12 protein-coding genes are annotated in these 17,297 nt (G+C 48.4%); 4 read left to right on the forward strand and 8 right to left on the reverse strand.

Annotated features, from left to right (window positions below; translation table 11 throughout):
• Positions 1-115: 115 nt before the first annotated feature.
• On the forward strand, positions 116-1,237 hold the full coding sequence (locus ACSAZK_RS10385) for an ORC1-type DNA replication protein (RefSeq protein WP_440954069.1): 1,122 nt from the start codon (positions 116-118) through the stop codon (positions 1,235-1,237).
• A 338-nt stretch (positions 1,238-1,575) separates the two neighbouring features.
• Here the strand turns inward: ACSAZK_RS10385 and thsA are convergent, their stop codons facing one another.
• Positions 1,576-3,237, reverse strand: a complete 1,662-nt coding sequence (gene thsA / locus ACSAZK_RS10390; protein WP_440954070.1) for a thermosome subunit alpha — start codon at positions 3,235-3,237, stop codon at positions 1,576-1,578.
• An 848-nt stretch (positions 3,238-4,085) separates the two neighbouring features.
• On the opposite strand from thsA, the gene dnaK reads away from it, so the two are divergent.
• Both dnaK and ACSAZK_RS10400 read left to right on the forward strand, forming a co-directional pair.
• The gene (gene dnaK / locus ACSAZK_RS10395) at positions 4,086-5,567 is read left to right on the forward strand and encodes a molecular chaperone DnaK (RefSeq protein ID WP_440954071.1); all 1,482 of its coding nucleotides are present in this window, start codon (positions 4,086-4,088) and stop codon (positions 5,565-5,567) included.
• A 44-nt stretch (positions 5,568-5,611) separates the two neighbouring features.
• Entirely contained in the window at positions 5,612-6,391 is a 780-nt protein-coding gene (locus ACSAZK_RS10400; RefSeq protein WP_440954072.1) for a J domain-containing protein, read from the forward strand.
• Between the two features lie 82 nt (positions 6,392-6,473).
• Here ACSAZK_RS10400 and ACSAZK_RS10405 read toward each other — a convergent pair whose 3' ends face one another.
• The 4 genes from ACSAZK_RS10405 to ACSAZK_RS10420 all read right to left on the reverse strand — a co-directional run bounded on the left by ACSAZK_RS10405 (position 6,474) and on the right by ACSAZK_RS10420 (position 10,739).
• A complete protein-coding gene (locus ACSAZK_RS10405; RefSeq protein WP_440954073.1) occupies positions 6,474-7,220 on the reverse strand; it encodes a DUF169 domain-containing protein in 747 nt (248 codons plus the stop codon).
• Between the two features lie 31 nt (positions 7,221-7,251).
• Positions 7,252-8,871, reverse strand: coding sequence for an O-phosphoserine--tRNA ligase (sepS, locus tag ACSAZK_RS10410; protein ID WP_440954074.1), 1,620 nt, complete (start codon positions 8,869-8,871; stop codon positions 7,252-7,254).
• A gap of 234 nt (positions 8,872-9,105) precedes the next feature.
• Positions 9,106-9,783: a haloacid dehalogenase gene (locus ACSAZK_RS10415; protein ID WP_440954075.1), complete on the reverse strand. Its 678-nt coding sequence runs from the start codon at positions 9,781-9,783 to the stop codon at positions 9,106-9,108.
• Positions 9,784-10,466: 683 nt separating this feature from the next.
• Complete coding sequence (locus ACSAZK_RS10420; protein ID WP_048182107.1) at positions 10,467-10,739, reverse strand: UPF0147 family protein; 273 nt, start codon at positions 10,737-10,739, stop codon at positions 10,467-10,469.
• 387 nt (positions 10,740-11,126) lie between these two features.
• Between ACSAZK_RS10420 and ACSAZK_RS10425 the strand changes: the two genes are divergently transcribed.
• Entirely contained in the window at positions 11,127-11,735 is a 609-nt protein-coding gene (locus tag ACSAZK_RS10425; RefSeq protein WP_440954076.1) for an Sjogren's syndrome/scleroderma autoantigen 1 family protein, read from the forward strand.
• Positions 11,736-12,135: 400 nt separating this feature from the next.
• On the opposite strand, the gene ACSAZK_RS10430 is transcribed toward ACSAZK_RS10425, so the two are convergent.
• The 3 genes from ACSAZK_RS10430 to glyS form a co-directional block, all read right to left on the reverse strand.
• Positions 12,136-12,318 (reverse strand): hypothetical protein, encoded by a 183-nt coding sequence (locus ACSAZK_RS10430; RefSeq protein WP_440954077.1) that lies wholly within the window; start codon positions 12,316-12,318, stop codon positions 12,136-12,138.
• A 467-nt stretch (positions 12,319-12,785) separates the two neighbouring features.
• Complete coding sequence (locus tag ACSAZK_RS10435; RefSeq protein ID WP_440954078.1) at positions 12,786-15,116, reverse strand: DEAD/DEAH box helicase; 2,331 nt, start codon at positions 15,114-15,116, stop codon at positions 12,786-12,788.
• Between the two features lie 310 nt (positions 15,117-15,426).
• On the reverse strand, positions 15,427-17,262 hold the full coding sequence (gene glyS / locus ACSAZK_RS10440; protein ID WP_440954079.1) for a glycine--tRNA ligase: 1,836 nt from the start codon (positions 17,260-17,262) through the stop codon (positions 15,427-15,429).
• Positions 17,263-17,297: the final 35 nt, after the last annotated feature.

Genomic DNA, 17,297 nt, shown 5'->3' on the forward strand with positions numbered 1-17,297 from the left:
CATAATCTAAAGCTAAGTATAATCTAAAAGAAAATAATTCCAAAGCCAAAAAATATTCAAAAATTCACCGCATGAATCCGGTGTACCCTTTCATAAGCGAATGGAGTAATTGCTCTTGACCAATAACGACATGCTACTCTGGGACGAGACCCTTTTCAAGGACCCCTCCGTACTCGAACCTGACCACCTTCCTGACTATTTTCCCCACAGGGACACTCAGTTGAACTCGCTCAGGTTTGCCCTTCGCCCCGCCCTGCGCGGCATGCGTCCGATGAACTGCTTGCTGGTGGGGCCCCCGGGGACGGGAAAGACCAGTGCGGTCATGAAGGTTTTCAGGGAAGTCGAGGCCCATACTACCAGTGTCGTGCCGGTGAAGGTCAACTGCCAGATTGATTCCACTCGTTTTGCGGTTATTTCCAGGATTTACAAAAAACTTTTTGGAATTTCCCCTCCTAGCTCCGGGGTCGCCTTTCGAAAACTTTTTGAAAATGTTGTGGACTTCCTGATCTCCTCCGAAAAAGTGTTGCTCCTGGCCCTGGACGACCTCAATTACCTCTGCTACGAAGGGCATGCAAATGAGGTCATGTATTCTCTCCTGCGAGCCCATGAACAGTATCCGGGGGTCAGGATAGGGGTAATCGGGATCGTGAACGACGCCTCGGACCTCTACCGGCTTGATGCTCGGGTCAACTCGGTTTTCTTGCCGGAAGAGGTTTCTTTTCCCAGGTATGGGTATGAGGAAATCCTGGATATTTTGAGGGACCGGGTGAAGTACGGCTTTTACCCGAAGGTGGTTTCCGAAGAAGTGCTTGAAATGGTTGTCTCTTACGTGGAAAAGACAGGGGACCTGAGGGTCGGGATCGACCTGCTGAAACGTTCCGGGTTCAATGCCGAGCGGAGAGGGAGTCGCACAATTTCTTCCGAAGACGTGGAAAAAGCCTATGAGGCTTCCAAACTGCTGCATCTATGCAGGGGCATAAGCCTCCTCTCTGACCCTGAAAAGGCTCTCCTGGGACTGGTTGCAAGGAAAGGGGAAATCCAGGCTGGGGAACTTTATAACTCCTTTCATGAACTCACAGACCTGGGATACACGCGCTTTTACGGCATGGTCAACAAACTCCAGGCCCTAAACTACGTGGACGCTGACTTTACAGGGAAAGGACAGAGAGGCAGGACACGGATAATAACTACAAAATTTAAAGCAAAGGATATCCTGAACTGTCTTGAAAAATCCTGATATTCTTTTGGCATGAAAGTATGTGTGTGCTTTCATTTTTTGTGCGCCTGTTATTTGAAGAATATCATGTGCGTTTTTCTTGCAAATCTTTTTAAAAAAGACCATAATGTAGTTTAATTCTTTAAAAGACCCGGTTAAGGGCCTTATAAAAAAACCTTGGAGATTCACAAGAAATTTTGTTAAAAACCTGCAACAGGTTGAATTCCTGCAACAGGCATTTTCCTGAAAACAAGTGTTTCTGGCTAAAAATTTTTAAAGAAAACAAGGGCAGTTAAAAACCGCACCTTCTTTTCTCGTTTTCGGGGTTTGCCCGAATTTTAAACCTTATTTTCAGAAATTTACATCATTGGAGGCATTCCAGGGGGCATTCCACCCATTCCTGGTGGCATTCCGCCCATTCCGCCCATTTCTTCTGGGCTGGGGGCTGCGCGAGTGGAGGCGATGATATCGTCGATCCTGAGGATCATGACTGCGGATTCGGTTGCGGCGTTGACTACCTGGGTCTTGACTCTGAGGGGTTCGACAACAAAGGCTTCCCACATGTCAACAACCTTTCCTTCGTAGACGTCGAGACCTGCGGTCTTCACGCCTTTCTCGTGCTGGGAGCGCAGCTCCATGAGCATGTCGATCGGGTCGAGACCTGCGTTTTCTGCAAGGGTCCTGGGGATGACTTCGAGAGCTTCGGCGTAGGCTTTGACTGCAAGCTGTTCCCTGCCTTCGAGGGTTGCTGCGTATTCCTGGAGCCTGAGTGCAACTTCCACTTCAGGGGAGCCGCCACCTGCAACGAGCTTCTCGTCTTCGATTGCCACGCCTACTACACGGATTGCGTCTTCGAGGGCGCTGTCGATGCTGTCCACAACGTGCTCGGTACCACCGCGGAGGAGGATGGTAACTGCCTTCGGATTGTTACAGCCGGTGACAAAGGTCATGTTGTCGCCGCCAACTCTCTTTTCTTCCACGGACTGAGCGTATCCGAGGTCTTCGGGGGTAATCTCGTCCATGTTGGTGATGAGCTTGCCGCCGGTTGCACGGGCGAGTTTTTCCATGTCGCTCTTCTTGACTCTGCGCACGGCAAAGATACCTGCCTTTGCAAGGTAGTGCTGGGCCAGGTCTTCAACGCCCTTCTGGCAGAATACGACGTTTGCCCCGCTGTCAATGACCTTGTTTACGATGTCCTTGAGCATCTTTTCTTCCTGGTCAAGGAAGGACTGGAGCTGGTCCGGAGAGGTGATCGAGATTTCTGCGTCCACTTCGGTGTCCTTGAGTTCTATTGCGGAGTTCAGGAGGACGATCTTTGCATCGTTGACTTTTTCGGGCATGTTGGTGTGGACTCTTTCCTTATCAATTATCATGCCGGGGATAAGTTCGGAATCATCGACCCTGCCGCCTACTTTCTTGACAACGTTGATGTTTTCTCTGTCCACGGTGTTCTTTCCGTTTGTGTCTACAACGCTGGTAACTGCGTCCACGGCGATTTCGGAAAGAATCCTCTTGGAAGACTCTGCGCCCTTTCCGGTCATGGCTGTCTCGGAAATGCTGATCAGAAGGTCCCGGTTGGACATTTCCACGGTCATTGCCAGGGATTTCAGGACTTCAGTGGCCTTTTCGGCTGCCAGCCTGTACCCGGAGGCGATGATGGTGGGGTGGATTTCCTGTTCGATCAAATCTTCAGCTTTCTTTAACAGTTCTCCGGCGACTACAGCTGCACTGGTGGTTCCGTCTCCGACTTCTTCGTCCTGGGTCTTGGAAACTTCCACAACCATCTTTGCGGCGGGGTGCTCGATGTCCATCTCTTTAAGGATGGTAGCACCGTCATTGGTGATAACCACATCACCCATGCCGTCAACAAGCATCTTGTCCATTCCCTTGGGGCCGAGGGTGGTCCTGACTGCTTCGGCTACTGCCTTTGCGGCCATGATGTTGTTGTTCTGGGCATCCCTGCCTCTGGTTCTTTTGCTGCCTTCTCTTAAAATGAATATTGGCTGTCCTTGTCCTGCCATGTATCTAATCCTCCGTTAGCGTGAATTGGTATCTTGGAATTAAAAACGCATTTTACATGTTTGTACTTCTATATAAAGTCATCCCATTGATTTAAGTGGGACATCTGCGCTTCCGCAGCTCTTCTCATCGATAAAGCCGGTGCAAACTCTTTCTTCTAAATCTCAATTCCCTGGGTCAACTTGAGGCGGATCTGCTTTTTCCTCCAGGAAAGGAAATTGTTCATCAGGGTCAATTTCTATAATTTTTTTCAACATTTCTGCTCTCCTGATAAACTTGTTTTTTACTACCCTTCATAATTATTCAATGTAAAAAAATATTTACTGATTCCTCTCTTTTAAAGGCGAGGATTTTACTGAGTTCAATTTTCCAGTTAACCGGTTTAATGGTTTAACTAGTTTAATGGTTTAATGTTTTGGATAATTTGATCTTTTAATGGTCTAATGTTTTGAACGAATTTGATCTTTTAATGGTTTAATTTTTTTGGGTGAATTTGATCTTTTAATGGTCTAAGTAATTTAATGTGATTGGTGGTCTTGTAATCTAAAAGATGATGCTTTTAAGGGTTTTATGGTTTGAACATATTGAAAGTTCTAATAGTTTAATGGTTTAAACGGATTGAAAGGTTTTAATAGTTTAATGGTCTAATTGTTTAATAAGTTTAATATAGGTATGAACTAATAATAGACTTCAATATTTTAATGGAAAAATTAATATCTTAAGTACTTCGAATGTAAATATTATAATACAGATATAGTCCATTTTCTGGTTTGGTAGAACAGATTGGTCAAAATACTGTAATAGAAAAGTTAATATCTCATGTCTCCATAATAAAATTTTGGGGGACTTTATGGCTCAAGTCAGAAGTAAAGTATTGGGTATAGACCTTGGGACCACCAATTCGTGTACAGCAATAATCGAACTCGGGGAACCGAAGGTCATTACAAACTCAGAAGGAAAAAGGCTTACACCTTCAGTTGTAGGTTTTTCAAAAAAGAATGAACTGCTTGTGGGAGAACTCGCCAAAAGGCAGATAGTTTCCAATCCCGAGAATTCCGTTCAGTCCATAAAGCGATATATGGGAAAACCTGACTACAGGGTGCCGCTGAACAACGAGCACTATACACCGCACGGAATCTCTGCAATGATTCTCCAGAAGCTTAAAGTCGATGCGGAGAAATACCTTGGGGATGCTGTCGGAAAAGCCGTGATTACGGTTCCGGCTTATTTTAACGATTCCCAGCGCTTCGCAACGAAAAAAGCTGGGGAAATGGCAGGCCTGGATGTGCTGAGGGTTATAAACGAACCTACAGCGGCAGCTCTTGCCTACGGCCTGAGAGACGGTGTCCAGGACCAGAAAATCCTGGTTTACGACCTCGGCGGCGGAACTTTTGATGTATCGATCCTCAAAATCAAACACGGCGTTTTCGAAGTGCTGGCTACCTGTGGGGATACTGAACTTGGTGGTGATGACTTCGACCGGAAAATCGTCGATTATTTGCTCTCGGAGTTTAAGGAAGCCGAAGGGACAGATCTCTCTGAAAATGTGGAGGCCATGCAGCGTATCAAGGAAGCCGCGGAGAGATGTAAGGTTGACCTGTCTTCCCTTATGACTGCAAACGTTGATCTCCCTTACATTTCTGAAAATAAACGTCTGGATATGGAGGTCTCAAGGGAACAATTCGAAGCAATGACCGAGGACCTTGTTAATAAAACCATTTCAATCATGGAAAAATCCCTGAAAGATGCAGGACTTTCTCCTCAAGATATTGATGAAGTCATTCTTGTGGGCGGGTCTACCAGAATCCCTGCCGTAGCGAAACGGGTAGAAGATTTCATGGAAAAATCCCCCCTTCAGAGCATTAACCCTGATGAAGTTGTGGCAATGGGAGCGGCTGTCCAGGCAGGGATCCTCGGAAATGAGTACCTGAAAAGTTCCGGGAACCAGCAGGTCGATAGCGGCAATCTTGTGCTCCTCGACGTCACCTCTCTTACACTGGGATTTGAAACCGTAGGGGACACGACGGCATTCATAATTCCCCGGAACACGACGATACCTACCAGAAATAGTAAGGTCTTTACCACTCATTATGACAACCAGGAGGTCGTCAGGGGTAAGATTCTCCAGGGAGAAGAGCAGGAGGCATCCAAAAATGTGGCTCTGGGAACAATTATCCTGGAGAATATTCCTCCCTCTCTGAAAGGTGTCCCACGGATAGAGGTTACTTTTGATATCGATGCCAACGGCATAATAAACGCTACAGCCAGAGACCTTGCCACAGGAAACATGCGAAGTGTTACTATCGAGAGGCCCGCCGGGCTCAATGACTGACACCTTAAAAACATAAAATCAGAGCTTTCAAAGGGGGAAAGGTAATGGATTACTATCAATTACTGGATATACCCAGGGTTGCAAGCCCCGAAGATATTGAAAACAGGTATCTCTTACTTGTAAAGAAATATCATCCGGATCGGTCTAAATCCCCTGATGCCCATGAAAAGTTCATAAAAATCAAAGAAGCTTACGAAACTCTTAAAAATCCTTGGAAAAGAAAGGTATACGACGCATCCTTGCCACCTGAAGAAAAGGCAGTGGAAGCGTCTTCCGAACCAGAGGATCCCGAGGGTTTTTCTTCCGATTCCGATGCACCTTCTCTGGACTCGTCCATTTCTCCAGTTCCCGATCAGCCTGTTTCAGGTTCTAAGGGTGCTTTCAAATCGACCGGTATTTCCTACGTTTCTTTTAAATCCGATCGTGAATCCTACTCGTCCAGCCCGGCTTCCTCCTCCAAAGGTCCCGGCGAGTCCGGAAAACCCGAGAGGTCTAAATACCTTCCTTCTGAAAAGAGTTTGAACCTTCATGACCGGTCGAAAGAAGTTTCATACGGCTCAGGGCAAAATAGTGCGGACTGGTCCTATGTGAAAGTTAAATATGAAGGAATTGATGAAGATATTGATGACGCCACCGGCAAAAAATCCGGGTTTTCAGCAGGTTTCACCGTAAGGAAGGCTTTTCGTTATGCTGTTGTCCTTATCTGTATTTTCCTGATCCTGACGATCGTTTCCCCCGACCTTGTGGGAGCAAAGGCTTCTGGATTCGGAGCTGTAACAGAAACTTTTGATAAGGTGGTGCTTTTAGCAAAAAGCCTGGTCTGAGTGTTTTGATCTAAATGTTTGATCTAAGTGTTTGATCTAAGTGTTTGATCTAAGTGTTTGATCTAAGTGTTTTTTCCTTTTTTCAGGCTTTAGTCCCGGGAAGGCTTGAAAGCCCGTCTTCTATTTCTTTAACTTTGTCAAAAGCAATCCCGAGAGGGACCTCAAAGTCCTCATACCCGCTGTGCTTCCTTGACCCCTTGCATCCGAAGGAAAGCCCCAGGCCTTCCCGGAGGGCGAGCACCGTACAGTCCCCGCAGACGGAAGCAGCGCCCAGGGTATCCAGTTTTACCCTTTCTCCTTTTGCATATGCGCTGGCCTGGACGATGCGCATGGCTTTTTCGGGTTTCAGGAAAAGGATCAGTGCGTCAAAATCGCCTTTGTTCCGGGAAAGGGGCTCGATTCTTACGGTACAGAATTTTTTATCGAACCTGGGAAGCGCCAGAGCCGCCTTTTCAGCAGCCTGCGGATCCCTGTACCTGCCGGATTTCAGGTAGTAAGCAGCCGGGCTCTCTTCCGAAAGCCCGAGCACGTAATTTCCGGGGGAACAGCCTTGCCCCGAGATCCTGAAAGTTTCCCCGAAACGGGCTTTGTGCACGAGTTCGCAAAAGAGCAGGTCGGATTTTTCGGGAAGGATTTCGCTGTGAGCCTCAGCAGCTTCTTTTCTCCCGGGCTTTCCTTCCTCAGTTTTTCCTTCCTCAGTTTTTCCTTCTCCGGGTTTCCCTTTTACGTTTTCTTCTCCCGTTTCAAAGGTCACGCATACGGGTTCCCCGGTTTCCATCAGCCTGCTGAGTTCCGGGAAACCCTTGACAGCGGATTTTTCACTCTGCATGAGGCACATTCCTCTTTCGGTCCCTTATTTTTTATTCAAACTCAGCTTTAACCGTGGTGAATATGGGGCCTCTGATGTCGATCTTCTTATTCTTACCCGTGATGTAGCGCTGGGCCATGGGGCCTATCCTCAGGTTGACTTCTGAAGGGACCTTTACAATCCTGACCCTTGTGATGTGTTCCTCTGCCCCGGACATTGCGGCTTCTTCGATTTCCCGGGCAGCCTGGGCGGCAAAAGCTTCTATGAAGCGGAAGCCTGCCATTGCGGAGTGGTTTTCAAAGGCTTTCTTCCATTTTTTGGTGTTCGGAAGCCCCAGGATGTCCCCATTATAGGCGACGACTTCGTTAAAAGCTGCGGGACCGCAGAGTTTTGTCTCTTCCTCGGGTTCGATTACGGATACCTTTACTTTCTTTCCGCAGACTTCCCCTTCCCATGCAGGGAAGGCACAGGGGCTAGGTTCACTCCCGTGCAGTTCGCACTGGGCGACCACTGCTTCCCCAATGGCCCTACCTTCGGGGGTTTCCGGGACCCTGTCAACGTATATCTGCTTTGCAAGCTCGCTGTCGGAAATCTCCCATTCACAGTACTGGGGGATCTGCGGATAGGTCAAAGAGCGGATGTCTGGGGCGTCGTGGAGGATCATGGCAAGGCGCTCGACTCCGAGCCCCAGGTTCATAACCGGACACGGAATGTCATATTCGGCAAGGGCTGTCGGGGAATAGATCCCGAAGGTTGCGACCTCTATCCAGCCGTCCGAGTACTTGGAGTTCGAACCCACGAGTTTCGGGTGGAAAGCAAAGACTTCGATCTGGGTGTCAGGCACATAGTACTTGCTGCGTTTTTCGTCGGGCCTGAAGAGGAACTTTTCAAAGCCGAACTGGGAGAGGAGTCCTTCTGCAACGGCTTTCCCGTGGTCTACAGTCACGTCTTCGTCCATGATAACGCAGGAAGCCGAGTAATAGGTCATGAGCCTGGAAGCGTCTTCCTGCTGTTCCCGCCTGAAACAGCGGTCCACTGAGAAGAAATGGAAGGGAGGTTCTTTTCGCTCAAGCAGAGCACCAAGGGAAATGAACCAGCCGCTGGTCATGTGGCTGCGCAGGGTTCTCGTGCTTGCCACAGGCACCAGTTCCTTGAATTCCGGGAATACCTGGTCGATCATCTCAGCCACAAGGGCGTCCGAAACCTCCAGGGCTGCGGAAATTTCAGGGACCAGGTCGTCTCCTTCAACCTTGCCTTTCTTGTATGCATGGAGGACTTTCCTTATTTTGTCAACACCTTCTTCTCCTACGTCTCCCAGGATCTCCATGACCCGGGCGATTCTCTCGTCAGAAATCCCTACATTCGGGCGGGGCAGGCCTGCCAGGTAGAAACAGCGGTCCAGAACTGCCAGGGCTTCGCTTCCGAACTGTTTGTGGACTTCTTTTTCATCCACGATCAGAGGGTTCATCATTTCTTCAAAGCCCATGCGGAGGTAAGCTTCCCTCAGCTTCTGTATGGTGTCATAGACCGGGTGGGCTTTCCCGTACTTCAGGGTAGTCCTGGGATAACGTTCGTTCAGGGAAGGGGTTTTGATCAGGTTTTTCCCCTCGTTCCAGGCAAGGTCAAAGTTCTCCTTTGTTTCCTTTTTTATCTTCTCTGGATCAAATCTCATGGGTATCCTCTTGTGATTGATTATCGGAATCCTTTATCGCAGTGCTATATTCATCTGCGCATTATGAAGTTTGAATTATGGTTTGAATTATGGATCTCCGCATTATGAAATTTTGTATTATGATATTCTGTATTATGATTATGAAGTTTACATTATGGGAATTCTGTATTATGGAAGTTTGAATTATGAAATTCTGTATTATGGAAGTCTGCTTAGTGATGTGGTTAATGTGATTTACCGTGATCCCGGGCCGATGTGTTCCTCCGGGAACGGTGCGGGTCCAAGCCTGGATTCCAGTTCCCTCATTGCCGTTTCCAGTTTCTTTTGCTGGATTGCGTTGATGAGGTCTCCCCTGGTCTTTTCTATCAGGCCGCGGGCTACGTCGGTCTTTCGCCTGAGCCCCCGGGTTATCGCGTCCGGGTAGTCAAAGTCCATAAGGACTGCATGGATATTTTCCATTATCCCTAAAAACACTTCGGCTTTTTCCAGGGCTTCCGTCCTGATAAGGTCCAGGACATGTCTCCTGAGTTCCCCCACAACGTCTCCGAGCCCGTTCAGGTAGGCAGCATATCCGATGCTCAGGGCTTCCGGGGAAGGCAGCGTTTCAGGTTTTTCCTCTTCCCTGAGCAGGCCTAAAAGGATGGAGGCTTCCGCAAACTCCTGCTGGGCGTGTTCCACAAAGCCTGCGTGGTAAATGTCAGAGTGCTCCTCGAAGAGAACATCAAGCTTGAAAAGGGCTTTTTTTGCTTCTTCGATGTTCTTTTCGGCTTTTTTGAAATTCTGTCCGTGCAGGGCAAACGTAGCGGTCCGGCAGTCCCTAACGACCTGCCGGGAAAGCTTTAGTCCTTCTTCTCTTACCCTATCCTTTGCCTCAAAATTTTCCCTTACCCTGGCTGAAATTTCTTCGAGCATTTATTTCATTACCCCCTCGAGAAGGCCCGTTTCAAACCTTTCCCTTTGTGGATTGTACAGGATTTGTTTAAAGTTTGCTGAATACTTCCAGCAATTTTCCCTTCAAACATATTATGCCTATCGGTGACAGCCATATTTCTTAAAATTTGTAACTTCTCTGTTTTCCCGGAGTTTCCGGAGTTTTTCGTGTTTCTATAAGCTCCGTTTTGATAGGCTCCTTTTCGATAAACTCCGTTTTGATAAGCTCCGTTTTGATAAGCTCCAATAGATCCGAAATGAGGCTTCTAATTCTGCTTCACACGGAATGAATAAAAAAGAAGTAAAGGGTATTTTTTCCCTCTTTTCTGTGCCGGGCTTTCCCGGAAGCGCACTCGTTTCGGAGTGCACCCGCATCAGCCGACAGTATATATGAATTATAAAGATGACGTTTCCCTGCTGTCTTTTTTCAGAACAAGGTGACCTTTTGGGCTTTAAACAGGGAGGTCTTAAAAACGTATTCGAAGCGCGTTTTCCGTCTCCGAAGCTTTAAGTTCGTTCTTAGCGGGTGTATTCGGTTTTTTATTCTGGTTTTATCTCAAGAGTTGAGAGATAATTTTGTTCTTTGGAAGAATTGTGTCCTTTGAGAAATTGTGTTTTTTCTTGTTTCAAGTGTCAATTTAAGTGCCACTCACTCATCAACGGATTTACTCGTCAACGGGAATGGTTTCGAGCTGGCTTGAGAGGTTCCAGATAAGGGTTCTTGTGTGCAGTGGGAGATTCGGGTCGTTGCTGACGTCCTCGAGAATGGAGATGCTGGATGCGGCCCTGAGGAAAAGGGGCTCGGAATCATTGGTAAGGATGTCCGTGATTTCGTTTACGGAACGCCTGATATTTCTGGGAACCGACGAGTCGTTGGTTATGCTTTCTAAGACATGGAGACATTGCCTGATAACTTCTGTTGAATCAACTGATGACATTCAAATCACCTTCGGTGGTTAATTGTAATGTAAAATAAGAGCTAGCTAATTTAGTGTAAGACAGGTTTGTTATATAAAATATTATCGGTAATTCCCGATATTATCATTTTTTTTATTTTCTCATTGTCTTTTCGTATAGTGTTTTTATTTCCCCTCTGTTTTTCCTTTATTCTGGTCTTTTTCCTTTATTCTGGTCTTTTCTTGGCTTGATGCTTTACTTTTTTCTGGTCTTCTCCTTTTCCTTGATATTTTCCTTCACCCCGATGCCTTCTTTTACCCTGGGATTTTTCCCTCGAAGGGGAGATTGAGGTAATTTAATATATATGGAGTGGAAAGGAGAAATCTTATAAGAGAAGTACGAATGTGTGCAGAGAGGATGGTTAATACATGGATTCCGAGAAAGATCAGAAGGTAAAAAGAATAGCTCGCTTCCTTGAACTCGGAGGTACGATGCTTGCCGAGCACTGCAAAGTTTGTGGTGCTCCGAAGTTCAGGTACCAGGGTCAGGTAATCTGTCCACTCTGTGATGTCCGGGAGGAAGGAGAAGAGGAAACAGAGGCATCCATAGAAGCAGTCCCTGAAGCTCCCGTGGAAAGGCCTGCCCCGGAAACCGGAACTTTGCCCGAGAAAAGCAGGCCCTGGTATGATACCAACAAGGAAGTCCAGGAAAGCCGTCAGAATTCCTGGTTCGAGCCCAGGAGAGCAGAAGCAGCCGTGGAAGTAGAAGAGAGGGTCCCGCAGTTCAGGGCAGAGGTACAGAGCCCTGTTCCCGAGAGCAAAGAGCTGCCCCGGCAGAAGGCTGCAGTACAAAAAGCCGGACCTGTTTACGTCCCCGAACTTCAGGGAGACCGGGCAGAGCTTGAAGCCCTGCTCCTGAGAAAACTCATCAGCATTGCCACTTTCCTGCAGGCTGAAAAGGATCCCCGAAGGGTCATTGAGGAGTTCGAACTGATTGAAAAAGGTCTGAGCCTTATCGAGAGCTTGAGAAAATACTGAGAAAGGAATGAATGCTAAATTCCTTCCCTGTTTGATGATTTACATTTTAGAGGCTGACGGTTTGAGGATTTAAGGGTTAGAGGCTGATAATCTTCCCGGTACTCTCAGGTAAGAGCGCCCTGACTCGCTGCAAGAAGGTGGAATGCGCCGGAAAATTATCTTCTGGCATATTTTTCCTTTCAGGTTTACGGCTTCTCCCCGCTTCGTGCCGTTGCCCCTCTTGCTGTCTTTTCTCTTCTTATTTGCCTGGGTCAAGGTTTCTGCAGATTTTTATAAAGACTTCGGTATTTTCATCTCTGTATATTTCTACAAATATAGAACTTCCAATATTCTTTTTTATAGATCGTGATTTATCGTTACAATTCCGGCCCTTCATTTTCTCAGGTAGGGTTTCTATTTCTCATTTTATAAATCCTAATTCTGTGGAGGAAAGATTTTTCGTTATCAGATGGAAGGTATTTTTTTCTTTTGTGAAAATATTTTTCAAACTCTCTTTGAAGACAGTCCATATATCACTATTTATCATTGAGAACAAAGCCCTTTTTTCCGGATCCTGTTCCAGACCCCTTCTTTTATCTATCACGATTTTTCATAAATTTATTTTAGAAGTCTTTATATTTTAGAAACTCACACTTTACTATTGAGAGGTGATGAAAGCATGCGAGATATGTCCAGAGGTCTGGTTTCATATCTATTTACCTTTCTAGAATTGCTTTGTGGATTGGTCCTTCTGGTTCCTTTCGGGTGGATCGTCCTCCTTTTCTGCATGCTGTCTGAACCGGAAAGTACCGTGCTTGGGCATCATTTGAAAAGGCGTTGCAACCTTAAAAGGTATTAAAGAGACCGGTTCTCTCTCGTGGGAATTCCCTCCAGGGAATTTCCTTTTTAAAAAACGGAATTTTCCGGGGTCTGCAGGGTTAAATATTATTGTTTCATGTACTGATAAAAGCGGTTTTCCTCTGACGTTGTCCGCTTCCTCCTGGTCATTATATGGTTTTTATTTCTGCAGGGTCCTGGCTTTTATATTTTAAATCCTGGTTTTTTTTCTTTTTATCCTTTGTACTGACTCGTTACGATTTCTCTTATCCTGGCTGCGGTCTTCGGGCCGATCAGCTTTACCTTTTGAAGCTCTTCCGTGTCGGCGTTCATGACAGCTTCCACGGACCCTAAATGGAGGAGGAGGTTTCTGGCGGCTTTGGGTCCTATGTTGGAGATTGCGGAGACCAGGTATTCCTGCTGCTCGGCAAGGGTACTGGCGGACTTTTTCCCGTGGGGGTTGACCTCGCGTTTTTCTCCTATCTGCTCGCGCTTTGCAAGCACTTTCAGGATTGAAGCCGTTTCTCCTTCGTCCCGGGAATAAAGGATGGAAACCCCGAAATCGATTGCAATGGACGCCAGGGAGCCGTAAATCGCGTTTGGATTTAGCTGCCTTGCGGTGAACAGGTCTTCACCTTCGATAATCAGGACAGGTTTTTCATACACCCGGGCAAGGTCCGAGAGCTGGGCAAAGAGGTTGCGTTTTCCGTCAATCAGGGAACTGGCAAAGTCATCGGTGCGTTTTCTCTCAACCGCTACACGGTCGCTCACCACATAGTCTCCGACCTCCAGGGCCTTGAAGCTTAGTCCCACCCCCATCCGGTCGAGGGATTTTGCAACCCCGCTTTTCGTTTCCCGGTGGTCGATGACTACCCTGAGGGTTTCGCCCCCTGTTTCGCCTGGAACTTCAAAATCCCCGAGGGTCTTTTGCTTTTCGAACTCTGCGCCTGCTTCTGCTCCTGTTCCGTTTTCAAAAGCCGAAAGGTCAGTGACCTTTTTCGAGCCCAGAACAGACTCCAGGCCGTGCATGCTACTGAGCATCCTTTTTTCCTTATTTTTGCTGCTCCAGTAGTAAGCTTCATCCCTGGTCCCTTTTGTCACCAGCACGACGACCCTGCCCTTATGCAGCCTTCCGGTCCTGCCTTTGCGCTGGATGCTCCGGATTTCCGAGGGGATTGGTTCGTAGAAAAGCACAAGGTCGGTGGAAGGGATGTCAAGCCCTTCTTCTGCCACGGAAGTCGCTACCAGGACGTTGTATTCCCCTTCCCTGAATTTCTCTATGATTTCTACCTGCTTTTTCTGGGTAAGTCCTTTATCTTTGTACTTCGAACTCTGCCCCACAAAGCGGACAGGTGAAAGACCCGGAACTTCGGAAAGGGCATCCGTGACCATTTCCGCAGTATCCCTGTAGTTAGTAAAGACGATAACCCTTGATTCCAGGCTTCCTTCAAGCTGTCCGGATACGATTTTTTGTGCCAGGCCGAGTTTCGGGTGCTCGACTTCCCCCATATTTTCTTTTAACATGTGGAGGGCTTTTCGCATGTACAGGTCTTCCATCAGCCGTTTTGCGGCTTTGGTCCCGCCTTTTGCAAAGGCTTCCTGTCCGAGTTTTTCCAGGTATTTTTTAAGGGCAAGCACTCCCTGAGTCTCGATCAGTTCTATGCCGTGGTTCAGTTTCATCATTTCTGCCAGGACCGAAAGGGCGGTAAAGACTGCCGGGTTTCCTTCCCCCCGGAGTTCGGACTGGAGACTTTTCTGGAGGGCCAGCAGGTCTTTCTTGGACATGTTTTTCCGGGCAGCAACCGGAAAGCCCAGTTCCCCGAGTTTCCCTATGCGGTCGTCCATGATTATTTCAAGCAGGTCCCGGACCTCCTTCATTTCGGGTGGAAGGTTTACCTTTACCCATTCGATTTCCTTTTCCTGCACATAGGGCCTGACGTCCCTGTCCTTTTCCGTTTTCACGGCAACGTTCTCGATATGCAGGGCTTCGCAGACCTCGGCTATTTTCTCGTCGGAACTCCCCGGGCTTGCGGTAATCGCCAGGATGTGCGGGTTTTTGGCAGCTTCAAAGTACTTTTCCGCAATGAAAGTGTAAGCGTAATTCCCAACAGCCCTGTGGGCTTCGTCAAAGGTGACGTGGCTAACGTCCTCAAGGCTGATTCGCTTTGTCAGGATGTCGTTTTCGATCACCTGGGGCGTGGACACGATCAGCCTGCCTTTTCCCCAGAGCTTTTCCCGCTCAGCAGGAGAGATGCTTCCCGTAAAGGTCAGGACTTCCTCTTCCGGGATATTCATTACCTTCCTGAAAAAAGATGCATGCTGCTCAACCAGAGGTTTTGTCGGGGAGAGCAGGAGGACTTTTCCCCCGAAACGCTGGAGCCGGGAGGCAATGACAAAGAGGGCTATGATTGTCTTTCCAAGGCCCGTCGGGAGCACCACCAGGCTCGGACCTTCAAGGGCTTTTCCTGCCAGGTTGAGCTGGTAGAGCCTCTGCTCTACGGTATCGGGTTTTATAAGCGGGTGCTTGATGTAGGAAGGCTCGTTCGTGAAGAGTGTGTCGCTCATTTCGATCCAGTGCTCTCAGTTTGTGCTGTCAGTTTAATGCTTTTGGTTTATGCTGTCAGCCTAGTGATATACTTCAGTGCTCTCAGCTTAATCAGCCTGGTGTTATCAGCTTAGTGATATTTCAGTGCTGTCAGTTAGTACTATAATACGTCCGTGTTATAAAAAAAGTAATAAAAAATAAAAAGTTTGCTGTGGGCCCTGTTAAGAGCCCTTATTTTACAGCTTTTTGTAGCTTCAAATTGCAGCTTTTTTTCAACTTCAGATTTTAGCTTCAAATTGTAGCTTTTTTGCAGCTTCGGATTGCAGGGATTCAGAAGTTGAAGGGTTTGCCTGCGGATTCGAAGCTCCTGCCCCTGTAGATCAGTTCGTAGAGCACGTCTTCGATGCCTTCGACCGGGGCTCTGATCTGGCGCATGGAGTCCCTGTCCCTGATGGTGACGGTTTTGTCTTCCAGGGTGGTGTAGTCAACGGTGACGGAGTAGGGAGTTCCGATTTCGTCGTTTCTCCGGTAGCGGCGCCCGATGGTTCCGGAATCGTCGTAGGCGACCAGCAGGTTCTTTTCCCTGAACTTTGCCAGGATTTCCTTTGCAGGGTCTGCGAGTTCTTTCCGGGTCAGGAGCGGGAGGACTGCCACCTGGACAGGGGCAACGGCACTGGAAAAGCGCATGACCAGACGGGTTTCTTCTTCGGTTTCGGCGTCGGCTTTGCCCTCGGTTTCGACTGCAGTTTCTGAATCTCCTTCTTTTGCTTCGCCTGCACCTTTCAACCCGGAATCGGCTTCCTTTGCAGCCACGTCCTCTTCTTCGAAGGCATGTTCCATGGTCCCGTAGAAGATCCTGTCAATCCCGTAGGAGGGTTCGATAACGTGGGGCACGACTGCCTCGCCGCTGACCTTAACGGTCTCTTCCGCAAACTCTACCATGTCGGAGCTGACGCTGACTTCTTCGCCGTCCACCGTCACTTTGATCTCTGCCTGGCTGAGTTCTGCTTCGGAGAGCTGCTTGAGGGCTTCTGAAACGGCTTTTGCCTTTCCCTTGAAGATGGGGCCAAGCTTTCCCATGTTCGGTTTTACGGTGAAGCGGGTGACCATCTTCGGCTCGTCGTATTCCACGTAGACGTAAAGCTCGGTCTTGCTGACCTTTGCATGGGCGTTCAGGTCGTAGTCGGTCCTGTCGGCGATTCCCACAGTTTCGACCCAGCCGAAGCGGTCCATCTCGATCTCGGCGTCCCAGCAGTCGATGGCGTAGTGGGCCATCTCGTCTTTCAGGTGCTGCCTGAACCTGAGCCTTGCGGGGTCGATCCCGATCTTTGTGAGGAACTCGTTTGTAAGCGCGAGGTTGTAGCCCAGGAACTCGTGGGCAATGACGCCTTTCTCGACTGCTTCCCGGACGGTCATCCTGAACGGCTCACCCTTCTCCTGGGCTTCCTGGGAGTAGAGTGTAAGTTCTTTGTCTGCGAAGCGCTCGAAGTTTGGGTGGCTCTTGTCCCTGGGGTCCGTGAAGATCTCACACTCGGCCTGGGTGAACTCCCGAAGGCGGATTACGCCCTGCCGCGGGGCAATCTCGTTCCTGTAGGACTTTCCGATCTGCACTGCCCCGAAGGGGAGCTTTTCCCTGTAGAAGCGGGAAAGCCTCTGGAAGTCTACGAACATCCCCTGAGCCGTTTCCGGCCTGAGGTAGCCCTGCCTTCCAGTTCCTGGCCCGATGGTGGTCTTGAACATCAGGTTAAACTCGTAGGCGTCGTTGAACTCTCCACCGCATTCGGGACAGGTGATTCCCTTTTCCTTTATGACCTGCGTAAGCTGTTCCGCATTCAGGGTCCCTGCCGCGTCCATGACGTTTTCCACCAGATGGTCTGCCCGGAAAGCCTCCCCGCACTTCTTGCACTCGCAAAGGGGGTCCGAAAAGCCGCCCACATGCCCGGATGCTACAAAGACGTCCTCGATCCCGATGGTCGGGCACTCGATTTCCATATGCCCTTCCTGAATAACGTAAAACTCCCTCCAGATCTGCTCGATCCGCCTTTTCAGCGTGCTCCCGAGGGGTCCGTAATCGTAAAAACCACGGCTCCCGCCGTAAAGCTCAAAAGAGTTCCAGAGAAAACCGCGGCGTTTTGCCAGCTCGATAACCTGCTCGTACTTGTCCATTTTATAAATCCTCGTGATGATTGATTGGGGGGTAT

Source organism: Methanosarcina sediminis, assembly GCF_052056915.1.
Lineage (GTDB): Archaea > Halobacteriota > Methanosarcinia > Methanosarcinales > Methanosarcinaceae > MTP4.